The following is a 22969-nucleotide window of genomic DNA, read 5'->3' on the forward strand; positions in this document are numbered from 1 at the left end:
CAGTGTCTGACGGCCCGTTAATCGTCCAGAGCGATAAAACCATCCTCCTGGAGGTGGACCACGAACTTGCCACGGAGGCCCGGCACGCTATTGCGGCGTTTGCCGAGTTGGAGCGGGCTCCCGAACACGTCCACAGTTACCGCCTCACCCCTCTGGGACTGTGGAATGCCCGCGCCGCGGGACTCGACGCCGAACAGGTCCTCCATACGCTGCTGAAGTATTCACGGTTCCCCGTTCCGCACTCTCTGCTGGTGGACGTCGAGGAAACGATGTCCAGGTACGGCCGGCTGCGCCTGGAGAAGGATCCGCAACACGGGTTGGTCATGCGGACCGATGACTACCCGGTTCTCGAGGAGGTCTCGCGGGCGAAGAAGATCCAGCCGTTGCTCGGGCCCCGGATTGACGGCGAGACGGTGGTTGTCCATTCGTCCGCCCGGGGGCAGCTAAAGCAACTGCTGCTCAAAATCGGCTGGCCCGCCGAAGATCTCGCCGGCTATGTTGACGGCACCCCTCATCCCATCCTGCTCAACGAGACGGGGTGGAAGCTCAGGCCTTACCAGCAGTTGGCGACCGAAAACTTCTGGGCCGGCGGCAGCGGCGTCGTCGTACTTCCCTGCGGGGCGGGAAAAACAATCGTGGGCGCAGCGGCAATGGCCACCAGTTCCACCACCACCCTCATTTTGGTGACCAACACCGTAGCGGCCCGGCAATGGAAGGACGAACTGCTTAAGCGGACGTCACTGACCGAGGAGGAGATCGGCGAGTATTCGGGGGCCGTCAAGGAGGTACGGCCGGTCACCATCGCCACTTACCAGGTCCTGACGACGAAGCGAGGTGGCCTGTACCCACACCTGGAACTCGTAGATGGAAATGATTGGGGCCTCATCATTTATGACGAAGTCCACTTGCTGCCCGCTCCGATTTTCCGGATGACAGCTGATCTCCAGGCAAGGCGCCGCCTGGGCCTCACCGCCACCCTGGTCCGCGAAGACGGCCGTGAAGGCGAGGTCTTCAGCCTGATTGGTCCCAAGCGCTATGACGCGCCTTGGAAAGACATCGAGGCCCAAGGCTATATTGCTCCCGCGGATTGCGTCGAAGTCCGGATTGATCTTCCTCGCGATGAGCGCGTTGCCTATGCCATGGCCGACGACGCCGACAAGTACCGCCTGTGCGCGACCTCAGAAACGAAAACCCAACTGGTGGAGGATCTAGTGGCCCTGCACCAGGGCGAGCAGCTGCTGGTGATCGGACAGTACATCGATCAGCTCGACGACATCGCGCAGAGGCTCCAGGCACCTGTGATCAAGGGTGAGACGCCTGTGCGGGTGCGGCAGAAGCTGTTTGACGCCTTCAGGTCCGGGGAGCTCACAACCCTGGTGGTTTCCAAAGTGGCGAACTTCTCCATAGACCTGCCAGAAGCCTCTGTGGCAATTCAGGTTTCAGGTTCCTTCGGCTCCAGGCAGGAGGAAGCCCAGCGTCTTGGCCGGCTCCTCCGGCCGAAACAGGACGGTCGCTCGGCACGTTTCTACTCCCTGGTTGCCCGGGACACACTGGACCAGGATTTCGCCGCCCGTAGGCAGCGTTTCCTGGCCGAACAGGGTTATGCCTACAGGATCATGGACGCTAAGGATGTCGGCAGGAACCCCCAAGAAGCCTGATGGTCCGAGGCCTCGGCGTGACCATGAAACATACTGCTGTTATCCAGAAAACTCCCAGACACTGGGAGCATTATGGGAAGTATGAAAAAGAATGGGCCCGAAGCCAAGCTCCTTGTTGTCGACGACGAACCGAACATTCGTGAGCTGCTGTCCACGTCGCTTCGATTTGCAGGCTTCGAAGTGGTCTCCGCCGGAAACGGCCGGGATGCCTTGGCTGCAGCCGAGCTCCATGCACCGGATCTCGCCGTCCTCGACGTGATGCTGCCTGATATGGACGGCTTTACTGTCACGCGACGTCTTCGGGCTGCCGGCAAACACTTCCCCGTACTTTTCCTGACCGCGAAGGACGATACGGAAGACAAAGTGACAGGGCTGACGGTTGGCGGCGATGACTACGTCACCAAACCGTTCAGCCTGGATGAGGTGGTAGCCCGCATCCGGGCTGTCCTGAGGCGCACCCAGCCACTGATCGACGATGACGCGGTCATCCGCGTTGACGATCTCGAGCTCGACGACGACGCGCACGAAGTCCGTCGGGGCGGCACGGTTATTGAGCTCTCCCCCACGGAATTCAAGCTTCTGCGCTACCTGATGCTCAATCCGAACCGGGTGCTCTCCAAGTCCCAGATCCTGGATCATGTATGGGAGTACGACTTCAACGGAGACGCCTCGATTGTGGAATCCTACATTTCCTATCTGCGCCGCAAAGTAGATATCGACCCCGATGCCGCGGCACTCATCCAGACCAAGCGCGGCGTCGGATACGTACTGCGAACGGCCGAGAAGCGCTGACCTTGCTGCACCGTTGGAAGTCGGCCTCCCTTAGGTCGCAACTCGTGGCCATCATGATGGCGTTGATGCTGGTCGCGTTGACCGTCACCGGGGCTGGAACCCTGACACTGCTGCACAGCTATCTGCAGGGCCAGGTGGATGACAAGCTCAAAGCGGCCCTCGACTCGGCGCGCCGGCAGCAGTCATTCAGCCAGTTGCAGGAACAGAACCCGTCTGTACCCACCGACTACTCGCTCATTCTTTATAGCCCCGGGCAGCAGCCCTTCCCGTTCGGCGGCAGCAAAGTTTCCCGGCCTGACATCGAGAATATTTCTCCCGCCCAGGCTGACTCGCGGAAGAATGTCCCGTTCCAGGTGCGCGGGACAGACGGCGGCAATTGGAGGGTCGTCGCCGTTAACGTCCTGGATGGAAACCAGCGCAATGCGGTGGTGATCGTGGGCCTTCCGCTGGCTCCAGTGGACGAAGTCATGGAGCATGCCGTGCTGGTGGTCGTCGGCGTGGGGCTCCTGACACTGGTGCTGGCGTTCTTCATAGCCACCTGGACTGTGTCGCGCTCCTTCCGGCCCTTGGGAAGGGTCGAAAAAACAGCTGCGGCGATCGCTGCCGGAGATCTTTCACGCCGAGTGGACGTTGAAAACCCCGGTACCGAGGTTGGCAGGCTGGCAAGCTCGCTCAACGCGATGCTTGCCCACATCGAATCTGCTTTCGCTGCCCGCCTTGCATCAGAAGAACGCATGCGGCGCTTTGCAGCAGATGCCTCTCACGAACTCCGCACACCCTTGGTTACCATCCGCGGCTTCTCTGAGCTGTATCGTCACGGCGCCCTGGCTTCCCAGGAGGATGTGGGCACGGCTATGGGCCGGATCGAAAGCGAAGCCAAGAGAATGGGCAGCATGGTGGAGGACCTTCTGCTCCTCACTCGCCTTGATGAGCAGCGGCCACTGCAACAAAAGCCCGTTGACCTGATGCTTGTTGCCCACGACGCTGTGGTGGACACCCAGGCCAGCCAACGGAAGCGGGATATCAGTCTGCTGGGGCTCGACGGTGGCCCGGCAGCGCCAGCACCCGTTCTGGGAGACGAGGCCAAGTTACGGCAGGTTGTCGGAAATCTTGTGGGTAACGCCCTTCGATACACCCCTGAAGGCACGCCGATTGAGCTCGCAGTGGGCGTAAGGACTGACGCTGAGGGTATCCAGCGCTCCGTTATTGAAGTTCGGGATCATGGACCAGGAATCCCCGACGAGGAGGCACCCAGGATCTTTGAGCGCTTCTATCGGGCGGACACCTCAAGGACCCGCGAAACGGGAGGCAGCGGCCTGGGGCTGGCCATTGTGGCTGCAATCGTCGGCTCACATTCCGGAACCGTCAGGGTTGAACACACCGAAGGAGGAGGCGCCACCCTGGTTGTCAGCCTCCCGCACCATGACGATCCGGCCGAGACGAAAGATGCCGTCGAGGTTATCCACATAGAGGGATAGGCAATGGCAGTGGCGTCCGCCGTCTTCGTAGGCTCGATGCGTGGGCTGGGACAACCGGTCTTGTTAGTTACCAACAAGCGTCGAGAGGCATTGCCATGAGCATCATTTCCGTCGATACCGAACTTCTCCAAGTCAAGTCAGCAAACGTCAAGGCCACGGTGGACCGCATCAGTGCCGATGTCCAGACAATGAAACGCGGCCTGGACGAGCTACAGGCGACGTGGCGGGGTTCAGCAGCCACCAATTTCCAGTCCCTTGTCACCGAATGGACTCTGACCCAAGGCAAAGTGGAGGCATCCCTGGCATCCATAAATCTTGCCCTGAGTTCTGCGGCTGCCAGTTACGCCCAGGCTGAGCAAGGCAACGTCCAGCGCTTCAGTTAAGCCAGCGCTTCAGTTAAGCACGGGCGGCACTGCGGAAAGAAGCCAAGCCGGCCTCTGGGAGCTCAAACTTCGTTGGTGCTCTGGTGGAAACGGATCCGCCATTGGGTCCCTTCAAGAACCCAAAGGGAGCTGCGGAGCGTGGTCCCGGCCCGCGTATGACCCCGATAAGTGAGCAATACAGCGGTCGAGCAGATCCGGTCGGCTGCCAGAAGCTCCAGCTCAGTCCGCAGCCCTGGATTCTCTTCCAGCTCTGTCATCATGGCGTCGCGGGTCCAGAGCCTGCCTGAGCTTCCGATCTCCGTGAAGTCCCGGTGCAGCAAGACTCCAGTGCGCCCGATGTCTGCCCGGGCTTCCGGAGTGAGCAATTCCCGCTCAAGCTCCTCGACAATGGCTTCCGGGGCAGACTCGGCGACCGATTGCAGGGCGAAGGGATCTGCGTCGAGTTCGCTGAAAAGGTCAGGCTCCTCGTAGAGTGCCGCCTCCCCGTAGCCGTGGGAGGGGTTAGCTCCCGATGTTCCGGCTTTCGGAGGCACTGCCACTGCGGGGAGTGCCTTCCGAAGATCAGGCTGGCGGATGTCTTCAGGTCCTCTTGTGAGGGTTTCAGACCCCGCGAAGCTTTCGAATCCCGGGCCGTTCCGGACTGCAATACCCTGCTGATACGCGGTAGCTGCTGCCCTGGCCCGCTCATCGGCTGCTTCGTTCAGCGCGTGTCCGGCATGTCCACGAACCCATTCAAAGGAGTACTTGCGACCTATGAGGGCCTGATCAATCTCCTTCAAGAGATCAACGTTCAGTACAGGCTTGCCGTCGGCCTTTCGCCAGCCCTTGCGCTTCCACCCCGGCATCCATTTAGTGACCGAGTTGATGACATATTGGCTGTCGCACAAAATCCGCAGGTCTTCGTCGGGCAAATGCGCCGTGGCACGGAACAAATCCAGCACAGCCATGAGCTCGCCCTGATTGTTGGTGCCATGCGGCCAACCTCCGGCTCGCCAGCAATCCTCATCTACGAACCAGGCCCATCCGGCTGGACCAGGATTTCCTAAAGCCGAACCGTCGGCTGCTGCAATTATCGTCACCTGAACATCCTGCCAGAACAGGCCGCCACTAACAGCTTTCCCGCACACCGCCAAGCCATAGACAAAAGGTACGGCCCCCTCAACAGAGGGGGCCGTACCTTTGATATTCAGGCTAGAGCAGGGGGTTAGAAACCGCCCATGCCGCCCATCTCGTCGCCGCCACCCATGGCCGGAGCGTTCTTCTCCGGCTTGTCGGCCACAACAGCCTCGGTGGTGAGGAACAGACCGGCGATGGAGGCCGCGTTCTGCAGAGCAGAGCGGGTTACCTTGACGGGGTCGTTGATGCCGGCAGCCAGCAGGTCGACGTACTCGCCGGTTGCTGCGTTCAGGCCGTGGCCAGCGGGCAGGCCGCGGACCTTGTCAACCACAACACCCGGTTCGAGGCCAGCGTTGAAAGCAATCTGCTTCAGCGGGGCGTCAATGGCAACACGGACGATGTTGGCGCCTGTGGCCTCGTCGCCCTCGAGCTGCAGGTTGGCGAATGCCTTAAGGCCAGCCTGAATCAGAGCAACGCCACCACCGGCGACGATGCCTTCTTCAACGGCAGCCTTGGCGTTGCGGACAGCGTCCTCAATGCGGTGCTTGCGTTCCTTGAGTTCAACCTCGGTTGCGGCACCGGCCTTGATGACTGCAACGCCACCGGCCAGCTTGGCCAGGCGCTCCTGCAGCTTCTCGCGGTCGTAGTCCGAATCCGAGTTCTCGATCTCGGCGCGGATCTGCGAAACGCGGCCGGCGATCTGGTCCGCGTCGCCTGCACCTTCAACGATGGTGGTCTCGTCCTTGGTGACAACGACCTTGCGGGCGCGGCCCAGCAGTTCCAGTCCGGCGTTCTCAAGCTTGAGCCCGACTTCCTCGGAGATGACCTGTCCGCCGGTGAGGATGGCGATGTCGGCCAGCTGCGCCTTACGGCGGTCGCCGAAGCCCGGGGCCTTGACGGCTACGGACTTGAAGGTGCCACGGATCTTGTTGACGATGAGCGTCGCCAGGGCTTCGCCCTCTACGTCCTCGGCAATGATCAGCAGCGGCTTGTTGGACTGCATGACCTTTTCCAGGACTGCAACCAGTTCCTTGACGTTGGAGATCTTGGAGTTGACCACCAGGATGTACGGGTCCTCCAGGACGGTCTCCTGGCGTTCTGCGTCCGTGACGAAGTACGCGGAGATGTAGCCCTTGTCGAACCGCATACCCTCGGTGAGCTCAAGCTCGAGGCCGAAGGTGTTGGACTCCTCGACAGTGATGACGCCTTCTTTGCCCACCTTGTCGAGGGCTTCTGCAATCAGCGCACCGATTTCGTCGTCACCGGCTGAGATGGAAGCCGTGGCTGCGATCTCTTCCTTGGTTTCGATTTCCTTGGCCTGGTCCAGCAGCTCGCGGGTTACCGCTTCGACTGCCTTCTCGATGCCGCGCTTGAGCGACAGCGGGTCCGCGCCGGCGGCTACGTTGCGCAGGCCTTCCTTGACCAGGGCCTGTGCCAGCACAGTTGCCGTGGTGGTGCCGTCGCCAGCGACGTCGTCCGTCTTCTTAGCAACTTCCTTGACCAGCTCGGCGCCGATCTTCTCGTAAGGATCGTCCAGCTCGATCTCCTTGGCGATGGACACGCCATCGTTGGTGATCGTGGGGGCGCCCCACTTCTTTTCGAGGACGACGTTGCGTCCACGCGGGCCGAGGGTGACCTTGACGGCGTCGGCGAGGATGTTCAGGCCCCGCTCGAGGCCGCGGCGTGCCTCTTCATCAAATGCAATGATCTTGGCCATAACGGCAGTGGTCCTTTCGGGACAGTCGTTAAGAATGAACCCAGCTGTGGTGCCCGCGACGGACGATCCTTCCCCCTTGGCCTCTGTACACCAATGGTTGGAATCTCACCCCAGTCAGGTATTTCTTCCGCTCCTGTGTCCGGCTTCCGTACCCGGCGACCGGCCTGAACCGGGCACCGCATTAGCAGTCGATACATAGGAGTGCTAACTCAATAATTAGCACTCCACTGGGGAGAGTGCAAGCAGGAGCAGCCAGAACGGTGCAATAGCGGGCCAGGCTTCGCTGCCAGCGATCAGCCTGCGTTCCTGGCTGCCGACTCAATGCCGGACATTTTGGCCTTGTTATCCGCCCCATAGGTGAACACCATGTAATTGGCACTGGTGATGTCGCCGCTGGCGTCAAAAGCAATGGCGCCCGATTCGCCGTCGTAATCCACTGTCTTCCCCGACCGGATACCCGCTGCACACTCCTGATAGTTCTTGCAGACCAGTGCGTCGGCCGCCCGCTTGGCTTCGCCCGCGGTGCGGCCTCCTGAGACGGCAAGCAGGTGCGAGGCGATGGATGTGCCGGCGTCATCCTGGGCTGCCGCCGCGGCGATGGCTGCCAGATTTACAGCATCATAGGTTTCTGCGGCAAAGGTCATGTCCTTGAGCTCTGGGTTGACTGCCACCAGCTCTCCCTGGAAGTGGGCGGACGGGAAAGACCCCGGGAGCACTCCCCGGGAGCCATCCAGGGCTCTGGAACCAAGTTTCGAGCCATACTGGTCCACTGCTCCGTCGCTCAGGATCAGCTTCTTCCCGCCCAGGCCCGCATTGTTCAGTTCGGCGATTGCTCCGAGGGCACCCCCGCGCGCAACCAGCACCACGGCGTCGGGTGCTGAGTCCTTGACCTTCGCCGCGGCCGCCCGGGCATCCCCCGGCTTGAATTCAGCATCCACGGCAATGTCCAGATCGGCCTGGCCGGCTGCCGACTTCAGCGCGCCCAAAACGTCGGCGCCGTAACTGCCTGCTTCATGGACCACGGCCACACTGCGGGCACCGCCGTCCTTGGCGAGCTTGACCAGCACCGAAGCCTGCGCGACGTCGGCCGCCGCGGTGCGGAAGTAGTAGCCCCCGCTCTTGTATTTACTCAGTGCCATTGCGGTGTTGGCCGGCGAGATCAGGGTGACTTTCGCACGGGCGAGCACGTCGATCGCTCCCCCTGCATGGCTGGAATCGGTTGGCCCGATCACGACGTCTGCCTTGGCGGCAACCAGTTCCCTTGCCTGTCCGGAAGCATCCTCATTGACCTTCTCCGGCAGCAGTTCTACGGGCTTGCCTTTGTGGCCGCCTGCAGCGTTGATTTCCTGAACCGCAAGCCGGGCGGCCGCCCGCTGTGAATCATTGAGGAACGACCGCTCGCCGACGTTGTCCAGGATAAAGCCGATCCGCAGGGTTCCGTCACCGCTTGCCTCGGACCGTGCCAGACGCACGTTTCCCGCCTGGCCCGCGCAGGCTGTCATGGTCAGCACCAGGCAGACGCCTGCAATCATCACAGCCTTGACCGCGGTTCGTTCGGTCCCCACTAGGCAGGCCGGACGTTCTCTGCCTGCGGGCCCTTCTCGCCTTCGCCCACTTCCAGTTCCACACGCTGGCCCTCTTCCAGGGCACGGTAGCCGTCGCCCTCGATGGCGGACCAATGGACAAAGACGTCATCCCCGGATCCGTCCACGGTGATGAAGCCGTAGCCTTTTTCGGCGTTGAACCATTTGACGGTTCCCAGAGCCATGTTGTCCACACTTTCATTGCTGCTTCCGGCCCACGTCAATGTGCTGCGGTCGCCTTATTGCCGTCCCTGTGCCGCCCGTACTTCGATGCGTCGTTAATCACTGTAGCCAACCCCGTGGCCCGCTGTCCGGCGGCTGGCCGAATGGTGCCCAATAGTTATTCAGGCCTAACTGAGACTTACTCGTAGCCCGGTCCGAGAACCACCACGAGAGGCTGTTGAAACTCTGCCGAATCCACCAGGGTGGGGATTTTGAGCAGTGTCCCCAAAGCCGCCGCTGCCGCTTTCCGGGCTTCGCCGTTGTAGTAAATAACGGAGGTCTGCTGCGGCAGGCCGCCCCAGTTACCTACTGGATCGGGAGTCCACCCGTCCGTCTGGATCTGCCCGGCTATCCGTCCGGCCAATCCTGCTGTGGCGGTGCCGTTGTAGACCGCGACAGGCTGGCTCTTGTCAACCAGCGGAGTGGTCGGTTGTGGAGTTGGAGACGGCGGATTGGATTCCGAGGTGGTAGCCAGAGGAGCCGGGCTCTGGGACGGCTCAGGCGTTGAAGGGATGGCGCCTGCCTCCCCCGGCGTGGACTCGGAGGCGGATCGTCCGAACATGGCTAATGGATCCGCAGTGGAAATTCCAAGTTTGGGGAAGAGGAGGAATGCCGCCAGTCCAACCGCCAACGCGGCTACGCCTACAGTCAGTATGGGGCCCAGCTTACGCTTGGCAGGGCCAGCAGCCACGCGGTGGACACCTTGGCGCGACGATGCCTCCGGAATCCTGTCAAATTCATCCCGTGCGTACTTGGTCATGATTGAACGGTGTCCTTGCTGGTATTCGCCGATTGCTCAGCGCTGGCTCACTTTAGGCGTCCGAACCCAGGCGGCGTGCAGTACGTGCCCGCTGGCGTGACGTACGTAGTCTACGCAGTCTCTTCACGAGCATCGGGTCATGCGCCAAAGCAGCTTCCGTATCGATGAGTGCATTCAAGATCTGGTAGTAGTGCGTAGCCGAGAGGTCAAACAGTTCCCGAATGGCCTGTTCCTTGGCGCCTGCATACTTCCACCATTGCCGCTCCAATGCGAGCATCTGCTGCTCCCGATCACTCAGGGAAAAGTCGCTGCGAGGCTGCCCTGCGGGCTGTACCTGCTGAAGCAGATGATCCTGTACGGGTTCGGCCACGGCACGGTCCTTTGCTGGTCCTGATGAATGCAATTGGTTCTGCAAGTGGGTAGCGGATCACGCCTGCTGTTGCGGCGCGAAGTCCCGCTCCTATGTTACGGAGGAATAACACGCTTGTCATTTACGCTGCATGACTTGCTTTTCTTCAGTTCGGGGCGGGCCCCACATGTCGGCCATCTGCCTGGTACTCCGCCCAACCGTCGGTACAGGGACAATAGAGACTGTGTTTGACTCAGATGCTTTGTTCGACCTCGAGCCGGCGGCTTCGGACTCGGTGGGATTTGCCGAGCTTGCAAGCCTCCCGCTCTCCGGCCTGGTAGCTGAAGACTGGGCAGAGGCCCTCGCCCCGGTGGAGACCGAATTGCACAGCGTCCTAAGCTTCCTCGCTGCCGAAGTGGCAGCCGGACACACAGTGCTGCCATCGCCGTCGAACGTTTTGCGGGCGTTCCGGCAACCACTGATGGCGGTAAAGGTCCTGGTGGTAGGGCAAGACCCCTACCCGACCCCCGGTCATGCCGTCGGATTGTCCTTTTCGGTGGATAGAGCAACCAGGCCCATTCCCCGGAGCCTGACCAACATTTTCACTGAACTCCAAGCCGATCTCGGTCTTCCCCCGCGGATTCACGGAGACCTCAGCAGTTGGGCCGATCAGGGAGTCTTGTTGCTCAACAGGGTGATGAGCGTCAGGGCCGGTGCTGCGGGGTCCCACCGGGGCAAAGGCTGGGAAAAGATTACGACGGCGGCCATCACCGCTGTGGCCACGCGCAAGCGCGCGGACGGCAGCACTCCTCCCCTCGTGGCCGTCCTTTGGGGCAAGGACGCTGATGGCGTGCGTTCCCTCCTGGGGAACGCACCGGTGGTTGCCAGCGCACATCCGAGCCCGTTGTCAGCGTCGCGAGGGTTCTTCGGTTCCCGCCCGTTCAGCCGGACCAACGCCCTGCTGCTTGAGCAGGGCGCGGAACCGGTTGAATGGGAACTTCCCGTTCTCTGAGGGGGCCCCGTTTTGGAGCCGCCCCAGCCTTACGGGCATGTCTGCGTTGGTGCGTTGAGCTGCTGTCCCGCCATCCGGAAATAACGGGCGGCTGAGTAGGTGCTTCCATGTCCCCACAGATTGCCCGGAGAGCCCCGGAACGTGTAGCTCGCGGCAGTAGAGGTGCAGTTGAGTCCCTGCAGCGTCCCATTGGTCGCCCACGATCCGCCAGCAGCGGCACAGTTCGCCTGATTGTCCGCCGGGCCCCCGTCGAAGGTGGTCCAGGCACACAGCCCGCCGAATTCACCATTGACGCTGAAATAGACGTTTTGTGATGTCCGTCCAGGTGCCATGAGGACGTCACTGCGATGGCCCTCCGAGTCCACGGTGGTAATCAGGAATTGGATATTTTGGCCTTCCCTGTCGCCGGCAAAGATTTCACCGCCCCCTGCAGGCAAGACCCCGGACGGACCGTTCCGACCCTCGTCCGGGTACCTGCTGGACCACTCAAAGCTCGCGATAGGGCGACCGTTTGGTCCCGGGGACGCCACAGTAACGCGGACTTGGGTAGTGCCATGGTGGAATCCATCAGTAATGGCTTGGAACGGTTTCCCGAAGGGGGCCACGGGATTCGAATCCGTGAAAGGCCCCGGATAGGACTGTCCGTCGACGATGTTGGTGGCTCGTACACCGATGGTGTAGGTACCGTTGTTCGCCAGGCCGGGGATGACCCTGTTGGCCGGCATGCGGGACACGCCTCCCCCGTTCACCCTGTATTCGTAGACGGTCTCACCGGCAGCAGCGCCGCCGGTGCTGGCCGGCGCCCCAAAGGAAAGTTGTGCACTGTTGTCCAGCGGATCCGCGTGTACCCCCGTCACGGCGCCAGGCGAACCCACGGCTCTCCTGGGATCGGAGGGGGCGCTGGCGGGCGAGTAACCCGCCTTGTTCCGGGCGGCAACGGTAAATGTATAGCCTGAGTCGGAGTTGCCAACATTAAAGACCGCACTGGTCTGGCTACCCGCGACCACTTGGCTGACGGGAGCATCTCCGGCGTGGGCTGAGACAACCGTGTACTCCGTGACGGCATCACCGTTGCTTGCCGGCGCGGTCCAGTTAACCTGGATGACCGAGTTGCTGGCACCGGACGTTGCAAGGGTTGTGGTGGGTTTCGCAGGCACAGCGGGAACCCCTGCCGGTGTCTCAGCGGCCGAGAACGGACTCCAGTCCGAAGGCGTTGGCGCCTTGTTCTTTGCCCGGAGCTGTACACGGTAAGACGTCCCGTTGGCCAGGCCCGTCCAGGTGTAGCCAAGGCCAGCACCGACCGAACGGACAGCTGCTCCGGAAGGCGGAGCGGGTGATAGCTGCAACTCGTAGTCGCTGATTGCAGAACCGGTTGTTACGGCGGCCGGCCAGGAGATGGCGAGTTGCCTGTCCCCGAACACCAACACGGGAGCCTGCGGGGCCTCTGGCCGTTGGTCCGGTCTGGCAGGTGCAGAAGTATCCGACGCCGGCGAATCTCCAATCCCGTTGACGGCCACCACGGTAAAGGTGTATTCGACGTCGTTCGTCAGGGAACCGATGGTGCAGGTGTTTGTGGGGCACAACTGGGAAGCCCCGTTGGTCCCGCTGACCTTGTAGCCGGTGATGGGCGAACCGTTGGCCGCGGGCGGCGTCCAGTTGAGGACCACTGTCCTGTCCCTTACTTCGCTTGCAACCGGCGTTCCCGGCTTGTCAGGCTTGGCCTTCACGGTCAGCCGTATCCGTCCATCAGTTTGCCGCTGGGGGTCACCGGTAGCGTCCTGGATCCTGTAGCGCACCACCATAGTTCCCACAAAGGACGCCAAAGGCTGAACCCTGACACTCTCACCCGATACGGTTGCTGTCCCCTCACCGGTCTCCACCACGGAGCTGACCAGCCTGAGCGCTTCGTCCGGGAAAGGGTTCGCATCATTGGAAAGCACGTCGATAACCCGCGCCTCACCTGCTTTGGCTTCAGCCACCAGGTCGTCATTCGCCACAGGGAGCGGACGGAGCGACGGCGTGAGCACGACTTCCACCGAGCCCGGGGCAGACGCACCGCGGGGATCGGTCACGGTGAGCGGCAGAACATACGAAAGTTCCGTTGCCTCTCCCGAGGCCTTAATCCTCAGAGTGGTCCCGTCAAGCCTGGTGCTGATTCCCGCGAACTGCTGCTGCCCCAGCGCTACTTTCAGCTTGCCCTGATCTGCCTCATCAGGGTCCGCCATAAGATCGTTCAACTCCACACTGCTTTCTTCACCCTTGACGATTTCGGCCTTGGTGGAGGTGAAGCTTGGTGCGTGGTTCCGGGCCGGATCTGGTAGGACGTTGATGCTGATGGTCAGCACCGACGTCAGGGTTTCCGGAGCGTCCAGTGGTCCGTCAGCAACCTCGAAGGTCATTGAGGCAGGGCCGGAGTAGTCATCGGCCGAGGTAAACACCAAGGTGGCGCCGTCCCTGACGAGGCCCTTACCGTCCGAAGCCACGGCAGACACCTTGGAATCCACCGTGATCCGAGGGCTGTGGTCCTTCCGGACAACCACGGCGTCGGTGAGATTCACGACGAGCTCTTTGCCGCTGACGACCTCCAGAGAGCCTGCATTCTTCAGCGTCGGCCGCTGTTCCAAGGTGCCGGGAACGTGGATGAACGCGGTGGTTGCGAGCCCGTCTAAGTCGGTGGCTGTGTAAGGAATGATCCTGGCTTGTGGAAGCAGGACCACATTGACGTTTCCGCGTGCTCCCACCGAGGCGTCAGTCGTTCCGCTGCCCAGCGTCACGGTCAAATCTGCCGTCACGCCATCAGGATCTTCATCGTTTTTGAGTACTGGAACATCCACGGCGGTCTTTCCGAGGGTCTCTGCGAAGGACACGCGGTCGTCCCTTGCCACTGGAGCTTTTTTGGGTGCATCCGGGCGGACATCAACCTTGAGCGTGCTGCGGGCAAACCCGCCTTTGCCGTCCGACGCCTGGTAGCGGATGACGAGAGCACCGGGCGCGTCCGGCGTCGTAAATTTAATCCTGCCGTCCTCCACGGTGGCGTTTAACGCCTGGTCGGCTTCCACTGCCCCGTTGACGAGGGCGAGTGCATCGCCGTCCGGATCGGAATCGTTGCGCAAGACATCGACTGCGACGTCTCTTCCAGGCAAGGCCACTATTTCGTCGTCGACCGTGATCGGCTGCTGGTTGTTCGTGCTCGCGGCGCCGATTCCCACCGTAACCGTGGCGGTATTCCGGACGCCCATGGCGTCCTGGACGACGTAGCTGAAGCTGTCCTGTCCGGAGGCCTTGCTTGCCGCTTTGTATTCCAGATAAGTTGCACCCACCGTGGCTGTTCCCTGGGCAGGTGCCTTATCGAGCCCGATGAGGGACACGGAATCCCCATCGGGGTCGATGCCGTCCAGCGGGACCTGGATTCTGGTGGTGCTTCCGGCAATGGTCCGTGCCGTGAGGTTTTTGGGTTCCGGCCGGGAGTTCTGCTCCGCTCCCCCGCCCTTGATGCGAATGGTGACCTGCGCGGATGCTTCCTGTCCATCAGGTCCCGCCACAACATAGATGCCGTGAACAGTCTTGGCTTGGGGGCCTGCCTTGAACCTAAGCACGTCGCCCGAGACTCCAAGGAGCCCGTCAGCCTCAGCCACGGATTGGGCCAACTGAGGCTTCAGCGCAAGCGGCGCACCATCGGGGTGACTGTCATTCAGGAGCACAGGCACCGTTGCGACGTCGTTGACCCGTACGGTAATTTCATCTGCCACAGCCCGGGGCGGTTGCAGCTTAGCCGGGGCCTTCACGGGTTGCACCGTCACTTCACCAATGGACGTCTCCCGGCCGTTGGATACGGTGTAGGTGAACGTCTCAGGCACCGTCGCTCCGCGCACGTCAGTCACGCGCAGCACGTGGTGGTCCACTATCGCCACGGACAACGGTGACCCGGCAGGAAGCCTGACGGACTGGATGACCAGGACTCCGCCGGCAGGATCAGTATCGTTGGCAAGGGCGTCCACAAGGGTTTGTCCGCCTTGTGGGAGCCGTGCGACGTCCCGGACTGCAACGGGGGCACCATTGGATCCCCCGTTGGAAACGTCAATCCGGACCAGGCCAAGCTGGCTGGCTGGTCCATTCGTCACCTGGTAGGTCACGTAATAGGTGCCTGCTGCTGCCGCCCTGAAAAGGAATGATCCGGCGTCGAACTGAGGCGTCACAGTGGCAGATGCAGGCCCATCGGCGCGGGCAAGACGCAGCGAACCACCTGCCGGATCCAGGTCGTTCTCCAGCGGAAGTATTACCGCGTCCTCGCCGGCCACGACACTGACATGGTCAGGGTTTGCTACCGGCGGCAGGCTGGCCCTGGGACGCACGTCAACCGTTATTTTGCCCTGGGTAGACTCCCGCCCATCGGAGACTGTGAGGGTCACCTCTTTTTGCCCCAACGACGTCCCGATGTCCTGGAACTGGAGAAGTCCGTCCGGGCGGGCCTGGACCTGGTCGCGGCCGTTGTCCGCTACGGCTGCTGTCAGGATCAGATCATCGCCGTCGGGGTCCGTCCAGTCGGACAGTACGTTCTGGCTGATGGCCTTGCCCTGCTCCACAAGAATGACGGTCTTCCGTTTCTGCACAGGCGGGCCGTTTTCGGAGGCTTGCCGAACATTGACGGTGATTTTTGCCTGGGCATTTTTTCCTCGCCCGTCCTCCACCTGGTAGCCAAAAGCCGAAGAGCCGGAGGCGTCTGCCGGAACAGCTATCTGCATTGCGGAGCCGTTATAGATCGGCTGCACAGTTCCAACGCCCGGACCCGTACCGACGACGCCTGCTGTCAGCATGTCGCCGTCGGGATCTGAATCATTGTCCAAAGGTGTCAGGAGTGTGGTCTTGCCAGGGCGCACACCGTACACGTCATCCTGTGCGTTCGGTTTGCGGTTTTCCTGGCTGCGGTCCGGCAACTGGTTCAAAGGATTCTGGTCAGCGGAGTCGTCCTTCTCTTCCTCAGACCTGTTGGGGGGAATCTGCAGGTCCTGCCAGTTATTGACGAGCTGCATCTCCTGCTGAACGAGCCACACGTTGCCGCCGTTCGTGTCATTGAGCACCACGATGCTCCGGTTTACCCGGAAGACCAGTTCTGATTTGTCATCGGCGTTGGGCACGTCTGAGCGCTTATCGTAAGTGCTGTCAGCGCAATCCCGAACGTATTTGTTGCTCTTGCTCCAGGCGGCATGCACGCACCCTTCCAGCTGAACCGGGCGCGCAGGGATGCCGACGGCAGAAGCCTCCAGCGCGAGAAGCTGAGCACCGTTCAATGGCTGCTCCAGCAGGGCGGCCGGCGTTGCCACCGCAACAAAGTTACTCGCCGTACCTGGCTGTTGCAGCCTGGCCCCCTTCCCGTTCGGGAGGTCAACCACCTGGCCACCGGGTAGAAACAGCCGGCCGGCGTCCGGGTCCAGTAACACAGCCTGGGAACCAACTGTCGTGAGCTCAAGGTTCTTTGCCCCGGATAGATCTGCATAACTGATGCTGGATTTCGCACCCTCGGTGCCGTCAGGGTTTACTTCAATCCGGGTAACCTGATCGGCCCCGGGTTCCGCGATGTAGACGGCCCTGTCAGCCCCGACGAGGGCTTGGAGGTCCTTGGCGCCAGTTACCGCAGGCGGTTGGGAATCCCTGCTGAAGGCCCCGATGGTCTGCTCAGTGGCTACCCAGGCGTCCCCGCTGGAGTCGTCACTGAGAACATAGACCCCCTCGGCAACTGCGGCTGTTATGCCCCGTGGCAGCTTCAATGGTGTCTGCAGAGTCACGGCGGCAGGGTCAATGGGGGTAAGGGAGGTCCCGTCGTCCACGAATACATCGCCGGCCTGCTGGATCACGTCGAAGCCGTTTCCGGGAGGAGTGACGCCTGCGTCCAAGGTCTGGGACGGATAATTCAGCCGTGCGGTCATGGAGATACTCTTGTTCGTCACCCATACTCCGCCATCGTTCAGGTCTACGTCGGCAGAACGTACGCCTGGATGAATAACGGCAAGGGTTGCCAGTACGGCCGCGACGGCCGAAAAGCCTGTCACCTGCAGCAACCTGTTGTACTTGCGCAGGCTCAAGGTTGGTGATGGCATGGCAGAAAGACCCCCGGTCAGAAAACGTGCAGGATCCAATTACACCAACAACTGCACTAAATGTGCTAACCGTCCATTAGTAACTATGTGCAAAGTAACCATGTGCGGGGCGTCATTAACTTAGCCTAGGCTTACTTCCATGACGTCACTTCCCGCTGCCACCTCCGCGACGCGCAACTCGCGCCCCCAGACTGTCCTCACAGTTCTCCGGCGCGAAGAGCTGTCACCGCATATGGTGCGGATCATCGTCGGGGGTGACGGGTTTTCCAGCTACACCAATAACGCGTTCGAGGACCGGTATGTGAAGATCGCCTTCCCTCAGCCGGGGGTGGCCTATGACGAGCCGCTGGATCTGTGGAAGGTCCGCGAAACAATGCCCCGCGAGCAGTGGCCCTACACGCGGACCTATACCGTCCGTTGGGTGGATGCAGCGGCCCGTGAACTGGCCATTGATTTCGTCGTCCACGGGGACGAAGGACTGGCAGGCCCTTGGGCGGCGACAGCGTTGCCCGGCGACACCATCATCTTCACCGGCCCGGGCGGCGGGTACAACCCGGATCCCGCAGCCGATTGGTACCTTTTCGCGGGCGATGAGGCCGCACTGCCTGCCATTGCAGCTGCTATCGAATCCCTGCCGGAAGATGCGCTGGGCAAGGCCTATCTCGAGGTAGACAATGAGGCCGACATCCAGGCAGTGGCGGCGCCTGCAGGGGTAGAGCTGAACTGGCTCCAGCGTCGAGGCACGCCCGCGGGTTCGAGCGAACTCCTCATCGATGCTGTACGGAACGGCGAGTGGCTGAACGGGCGCGTACACGTGTTCGCCCATGGGGAACGGGGCTACATGAAGGCACTGCGGGATGTGTTTTTCGTCCAGCGTGGCCTCGAGCGTTCCCAGGTTTCCCTGTCCGGCTACTGGGCTAAGGGAAGAGTGGAAGATGACTTCCAGGCCGAGAAACAGCTCCCCATTGGAAAGATCTGAGTGGTGGAGGTCCGGAGCTGACACCTCCTAAGCCACGCCTCCTACGCGACGCTGCAAACTAGCGGCGTCGCGCCCTCCTGCGCTCATTGCTCGCCAGGTTCCGTGTGAGCGGTCTGGCCAAGGTGTCACCCAAGACGATTCCCGCGGCCACGCCCAGGACGATAGCACCGGCGTTCAGCATTCCGCCGGCCCCGATGAGGATCTGCGATTCCTCGAGGGTCAGAACGTACATGGAGCGGAATATGGTCAAGCCGGGAAGCAGGATCAAAGCAGCAGGGACTGCTACCACCAACTGGGGAGCTCCCATTTTCAGCGCCACCACGCGTCCCAAAAGGCCTATGATCACCGCTGCCACAGCCGGGGAAAACCTATCGCCGACGCCGAATGCAGTGGCCCCCCACAGAACCAGATAACCGACGACGCCGACCCCGGCAGTAGGCAGCAGGAGCTTCCAGGCTGTTTGTTCGGTGATACCGATGGCCAGTACAGCAACGGCTGTAAGAATAATCAGCGCCCACCACTCATACGCCGGTGGGAATGTTTCTGTTACTTCGATTTCTTCCATGCCGGTGACGGTACCCACTACTAATGCGACGGCAATTCCCGCGACCAGCGCACCGAAGGTCAGGACTGTGGAGAGGAATCGACCCGCGGCAGTCACCGGGAATCCGTTAATGGCGTCTTGGACCGATGAGACGAGTCGGCCCGTGGGAAGCAGCAGCAAAATACCTCCGACCACGACGATAGCCGGCTCGATCGGTACGCCGAACTGATCCAGCAGCAGCGCTATGAACGTCACGACAAAGGCGCAGGACGCTGTGATGAAGAAGTCCGGTACCCGCCGCTTGCTAAGCTGGCGCGCCAGCAGGCTGATGAGCAGGTTGGAAAGAAAAGCAATCCCAGAGGCGCCCACTCCGCCACCAAGGATTCCCACGAAAACGGCCGAGAACACCCCGAAGGCGACTGTCACCATCCAGCGCGGATAAGGCTTGGAGCTGTGGATGATCTCATCGAGACGACGGACAGCCTCGTCCCGTCCCACACCGCCCGCCACGACGTCCGTTACCAACTGGTGCACCTGGGCGAGCCCTGCATAGTTGTTGGTCCATGATCGGACCACGCGAAGAAGGGAGATGGGGGTCTGATCCTTGGGTGCATAGTTGATCGCGACGGACTGGTTGGTGATGTCCACCTCGATGTTCTTCAGTCCCAAGGCAGCGGTTACTGCAATGATGCTTGTTTCCACCTCGAGGGCACCGGCACCGTAACGGAACATCGATTCAGCCAGGTGCAGGGCAAAGTCGATTGTCTTGCGGGCGGATGTGTCCACCCCGCCAACCTGGATCATCGGGTTGGCGTAAGGGCTTCCCGCCAGCCGGTCAACGATACTCAGGGGTGCCGTGGGCGGATTCTCCCCCTGAACGAGCCGTCGCAGCATGCGCTTGGCAGCAACATTCTGCTGCAGTTGTGATGGCGAGAGCGGTTCAGTTTTGGGCAGCCCGTCCGTGTGCGGCTTCCGCCGGCCGTCTGTTTCCTTTGTCATTCGGCCTCCCTCCCTGGCGTTGACGCTGACTTGGTTGACGCTGACTTAATAGAACTGCTGTCCTGTCCGACGGGTGTAGAGCTGGCGGGCCACGCGTTCTCCGGCCGTCATCCACGCCTTGTATTTCAAGGGGTTCAGGATCTGGTCATAGCAACCCACGAAGTCCGTCACCGTCTTGCTGAAGCTGGTCTTGAAGAGCCCCAGGCCGTGGAACGGATTGGAGGTGTCCTTGAGCTGGTCACTGGGAGGAGTCCCGCAGAAATCGTATTCAGTGCATCCAAGGTTCTTAAGCTGGTTGATTGCTGTCCACTGCACCAGATGCGAGTCGCCGTACTGGTTCCGTTTCTGCAGTGACCCGCCGTCCTTGTACGTTCCTTTGCGCCCGTAGTTGACCACGAATGCCCCTACGGAAGGAACTCCGTTTTCGTAGACGAAGAGCATCCGGCCTTGACCCCTGTTGATGAAATTGGTCCAGAATTGCCGGTAGTACTCGAACTCACGGACCCGCACCTGGGATTTAGCTTCGACAGTGGTTGTCATAAGCGAATACATGGCCTTGAAGTTTTCGTCGCTGGGTTCCACGTTCTGCACTTCGACACCCTCACGGATGGCACGGCGCACAGCGTTCCGGCCACGGGAATGCAGATTTCGCAACAACTCGTTCGGCTCCGGGGAGATGTCCAGCAAGGCAGTGGAATCGTTGGGCTGCAGGTTGTGCGTCTTGCTCAGACCTGCACTCTCGATGACTTGGCGCGCATGGTCGGACAGGACAATGTCGGGCTCGATCTTCACGGTAAAGACGCCCAGCTTGGCCCTCTTGACCAGATCGGCGTTTGCTGAGGCTATACCAGGGATGTCCTCGACGTCAGCAACATCCGGGCCCTTGATGAGGTACCAGATCTTGCCCAGCAGGGGAATGGCCTTCTCCAGCGCCAGGTTATAGCTGGTGTAGTCGGCGGTCTCATACACCAGGTGCAGGGGCTTCCAGCCGAAGTGCTGCTTGACTTCGGCGAAGGCCTCGGACTGCAGCAGATTTCCACCATTGGGATTTGCAGTCACATGGTTGTCCCAGTTGGCAATCTCCTCGGCGGAGGCAAAGCGGGCAGTAAATTCTCGCAAGTCTGCGGTGTCCAATCGTTGCGTTCAGTCTGGCGGCTAATCCCAGGCGTGCAGCCTCAAGTGTATCGGCCGACCCTGACGCAAGGAGGCCACCACGTCCGCTGAACGGAACCTGGCCGTCAAGGGTGGGTCTTCCTTGACTCTCCACGGCAGCATGGCAAGGGTTGAAACATGAATGCACACGCCGAACAGTCTGTGGCCGACGGGAATGCCAACCCCACCCACAGCACGGATCCCGTGCGGTCGGTCCGAGCCCAGGTCCTGGGACTTGCCGCGTTCCTTGGTGCATCTGCCCTCGTTGCCGGCCTTGGCTCCGCAGTTACCATCGGAAATGTCAATGGCTGGTATGTCAACGCGGACAAGGCTCCCTGGAGTCCGCCAAACGCCGTTTTCGGCCCTGTGTGGACGCTGCTTTACGTCGCCATGGCCATCGCAGCCTGGCTGGTCTGGCGTGAACGGACTCCCCGGGCCAAAGGCGCATTGTGGGCCTACTGCGTGCAGCTCGGATTGAACATGTTGTGGACGCCGGTCTTTTTCGGGTTATATCCCGTCCTGGGCTCGCTTGCCCTCTGGCTCGCCTTCGCTATCATCATCGCTCTGGCAGTGGCCCTCACCGTAACAGTGCTGCTGTCGGGACCAATCAGCCGGTGGGCTGGACTGCTGCTACTGCCCTACGTTTCCTGGGTGGTGTTTGCCGCAAGCCTTAACTTCTGGGCTGCCGTGCATAACTGACATACGTATCTGAGGCTGCAAGCCTTAGCACTCCACCACGTTGACGGCGAGGCCACCCATCGCGGTTTCTTTGTACTTGGAGCTCATGTCCTTGCCCGTTTCCCGCATGGTGACAATCACTTCATCGAGCGATACGCGGTGTGATCCGTCACCCCAGAGCGCCATCTTTGCAGCGTTGATAGCCTTTGCAGCGGCAATTGCATTGCGCTCGATGCAAGGGATCTGCACCAGCCCGCCAATCGGATCACAGGTGAGACCCAGGTTGTGTTCCATCGCAATTTCGGCCGCGTTCTCAACTTGGGCCGGAGTACCCCCCATTGCTTCGGCCAGGCCTGCAGCCGCCATGGACGAAGCCGAACCAACTTCCCCCTGGCAGCCAACCTCTGCCCCGGAGATCGACGCCTGTTCCTTGTAAAGCACGCCGACGGCGGCTGCCGTCAGCAGGAACCTGACCACGACGTCGTCGCGATCAGCCTGATTGGCCTCTTCCATTCCCGGAGCAAAATGCAGGGCGTAGTAGAGCACGGCCGGGATAATCCCGGCAGCGCCGTTCGTCGGTGCAGTGACCACCCGGCCGCCCGAGGCGTTTTCCTCATTCACGGCGAGCGCGATCAGATTGACCCATTCCTGCCAGTACTTCGGATCCCGGTCCTTGTCCTCCTTCATGAGCCGCTCATGCCAGTCCGGCGCACGACGGCGGACCTTGAGTCCGCCGGGCAGCAAGCCTTCGCGTTTAAGACTGACCTCGACACAGCTCTCCATCACCGAATAGATGTGAAGCAGCCCCTCCCTGATCTCCTCTTCCGATCGGGACGCCCGCTCATTGACGAGCATGACCTCGCCGATAGACAGTCCGTTCGCCTGGCAATGGCGCAGGAGTTCGGCTGCCGTACGAAAAGGAAACGGCAGTTCCTTCTTGGATTCCTCGAGCTCGTGCTGTGCCGCGTCTTCTTCTCCCTCACGGACGATGAAGCCGCCACCAACGGAGAAGAAAGTAGCTTCGTGCAGAACGTCGCCAGCTGCATCAGAAACGGCAAACTTCAAACCGTTGGTGTGTCTCGGCAGGATGGTGAGCGGGTGCAGGATCATGTCCTTCACCGCATAGGGAAGGGACACCAAGCCTGCCAGGTGAAGTTGACCGGTGTCAGCGATGGCAGCCAATCGTTGCTCCACCTCGTCGGGAAGGATCAGTTCCGGGTGGAACCCTTCCAGGCCGAGGAGGATGGCGGTCATGGTGCCATGACCGTGCCCGGTTGCTGCGAGGGAGCCGTAGAGGTCCACCCGCAGTCCGCCCACCCGGTCAAGGACGCCGGTGGCTTTGAGTTCCTCCGCGAAAACAGCGGCAGCCCTCATAGGACCCACAGTGTGTGAACTGGATGGTCCTATGCCTATCGAAAAGAGGTCAAAGACTCCAACAGCCATTGCATGTTC

At 61.2% G+C, this 22969-nt stretch carries 17 protein-coding genes; 7 read left to right on the plus strand and 10 right to left on the minus strand.

The window, feature by feature from the left end; genetic code table 11:
• The first annotated feature begins 2 nt into the window (after window positions 1–2).
• From MU551_RS20675 to MU551_RS20690, 4 genes are all read left to right on the plus strand, one after another.
• A complete protein-coding gene (locus MU551_RS20675; RefSeq protein WP_247048437.1) occupies window positions 3–1658 on the plus strand; it encodes a DNA repair helicase XPB in 1656 nt (551 codons plus the stop codon).
• An 81-nt stretch (window positions 1659–1739) separates the two neighbouring features.
• On the plus strand, window positions 1740–2450 hold the full coding sequence (locus MU551_RS20680; protein ID WP_247048438.1) for a response regulator transcription factor: 711 nt from the start codon (window positions 1740–1742) through the stop codon (window positions 2448–2450).
• Window positions 2451–2452: 2 nt separating this feature from the next.
• Entirely contained in the window at window positions 2453–3928 is a 1476-nt protein-coding gene (locus MU551_RS20685) for a sensor histidine kinase (protein ID WP_247048439.1), read from the plus strand.
• Between the two features lie 95 nt (window positions 3929–4023).
• Complete coding sequence (locus MU551_RS20690; protein ID WP_247048440.1) at window positions 4024–4311, plus strand: WXG100 family type VII secretion target; 288 nt, start codon at window positions 4024–4026, stop codon at window positions 4309–4311.
• Window positions 4312–4373: 62 nt separating this feature from the next.
• Here MU551_RS20690 and MU551_RS20695 read toward each other — a convergent pair whose 3' ends face one another.
• From MU551_RS20695 to MU551_RS20720, 6 genes are all read right to left on the minus strand, one after another.
• A complete protein-coding gene (locus MU551_RS20695; RefSeq protein ID WP_247048441.1) occupies window positions 4374–5390 on the minus strand; it encodes an RNase H family protein in 1017 nt (338 codons plus the stop codon).
• Window positions 5391–5515: 125 nt separating this feature from the next.
• Window positions 5516–7144: a chaperonin GroEL gene (gene groL, locus MU551_RS20700; RefSeq protein ID WP_247048442.1), complete on the minus strand. Its 1629-nt coding sequence runs from the start codon at window positions 7142–7144 to the stop codon at window positions 5516–5518.
• Between the two features lie 293 nt (window positions 7145–7437).
• A complete protein-coding gene (locus MU551_RS20705) occupies window positions 7438–8709 on the minus strand; it encodes an ABC transporter substrate-binding protein (protein ID WP_308198331.1) in 1272 nt (423 codons plus the stop codon).
• Window positions 8709–8912 carry a cold-shock protein gene (locus MU551_RS20710; RefSeq protein WP_247048443.1) on the minus strand — a complete coding sequence of 68 codons (204 nt, stop codon included), beginning with the start codon at window positions 8910–8912 and terminating at the stop codon, window positions 8709–8711. Before MU551_RS20710 ends, MU551_RS20705 begins: the two co-directional genes overlap by 1 nt.
• 176 nt (window positions 8913–9088) lie before the next feature.
• Window positions 9089–9709 (minus strand): LytR C-terminal domain-containing protein, encoded by a 621-nt coding sequence (locus MU551_RS20715; RefSeq protein WP_247048444.1) that lies wholly within the window; start codon window positions 9707–9709, stop codon window positions 9089–9091.
• A gap of 52 nt (window positions 9710–9761) precedes the next feature.
• Entirely contained in the window at window positions 9762–10079 is a 318-nt protein-coding gene (locus tag MU551_RS20720; protein WP_247048445.1) for a DUF3263 domain-containing protein, read from the minus strand.
• A gap of 223 nt (window positions 10080–10302) precedes the next feature.
• Between MU551_RS20720 and MU551_RS20725 the strand changes: the two genes are divergently transcribed.
• A complete protein-coding gene (locus tag MU551_RS20725) occupies window positions 10303–11070 on the plus strand; it encodes a uracil-DNA glycosylase (RefSeq protein ID WP_247048446.1) in 768 nt (255 codons plus the stop codon).
• Window positions 11071–11099: 29 nt separating this feature from the next.
• Here the strand turns inward: MU551_RS20725 and MU551_RS20730 are convergent, their stop codons facing one another.
• A complete protein-coding gene (locus MU551_RS20730) occupies window positions 11100–17165 on the minus strand; it encodes an Ig-like domain-containing protein (protein ID WP_247048447.1) in 6066 nt (2021 codons plus the stop codon).
• A 139-nt stretch (window positions 17166–17304) separates the two neighbouring features.
• Between MU551_RS20730 and MU551_RS20735 the strand changes: the two genes are divergently transcribed.
• Window positions 17305–18144 (plus strand): siderophore-interacting protein, encoded by an 840-nt coding sequence (locus MU551_RS20735; protein WP_247048448.1) that lies wholly within the window; start codon window positions 17305–17307, stop codon window positions 18142–18144.
• Between the two features lie 58 nt (window positions 18145–18202).
• Here the strand turns inward: MU551_RS20735 and MU551_RS20740 are convergent, their stop codons facing one another.
• On the minus strand, window positions 18203–19687 hold the full coding sequence (locus MU551_RS20740; RefSeq protein WP_247048449.1) for a threonine/serine exporter family protein: 1485 nt from the start codon (window positions 19685–19687) through the stop codon (window positions 18203–18205).
• A gap of 45 nt (window positions 19688–19732) precedes the next feature.
• Window positions 19733–20806 (minus strand): lipid II:glycine glycyltransferase FemX, encoded by a 1074-nt coding sequence (locus MU551_RS20745; RefSeq protein WP_247048450.1) that lies wholly within the window; start codon window positions 20804–20806, stop codon window positions 19733–19735.
• 171 nt (window positions 20807–20977) lie between these two features.
• Here MU551_RS20745 and MU551_RS20750 point away from each other — a divergent pair, with 171 nt between their 5' ends.
• On the plus strand, window positions 20978–21538 hold the full coding sequence (locus MU551_RS20750) for a TspO/MBR family protein (RefSeq protein WP_247048451.1): 561 nt from the start codon (window positions 20978–20980) through the stop codon (window positions 21536–21538).
• 24 nt (window positions 21539–21562) lie between these two features.
• Here the strand turns inward: MU551_RS20750 and MU551_RS20755 are convergent, their stop codons facing one another.
• Window positions 21563–22960 carry an L-serine ammonia-lyase gene (locus tag MU551_RS20755; RefSeq protein WP_247048452.1) on the minus strand — a complete coding sequence of 466 codons (1398 nt, stop codon included), beginning with the start codon at window positions 22958–22960 and terminating at the stop codon, window positions 21563–21565.
• Window positions 22961–22969: the final 9 nt, after the last annotated feature.

Source organism: Arthrobacter rhizosphaerae (assembly GCF_023062595.1).
Taxonomy (GTDB): domain Bacteria; phylum Actinomycetota; class Actinomycetes; order Actinomycetales; family Micrococcaceae; genus Arthrobacter; species Arthrobacter rhizosphaerae.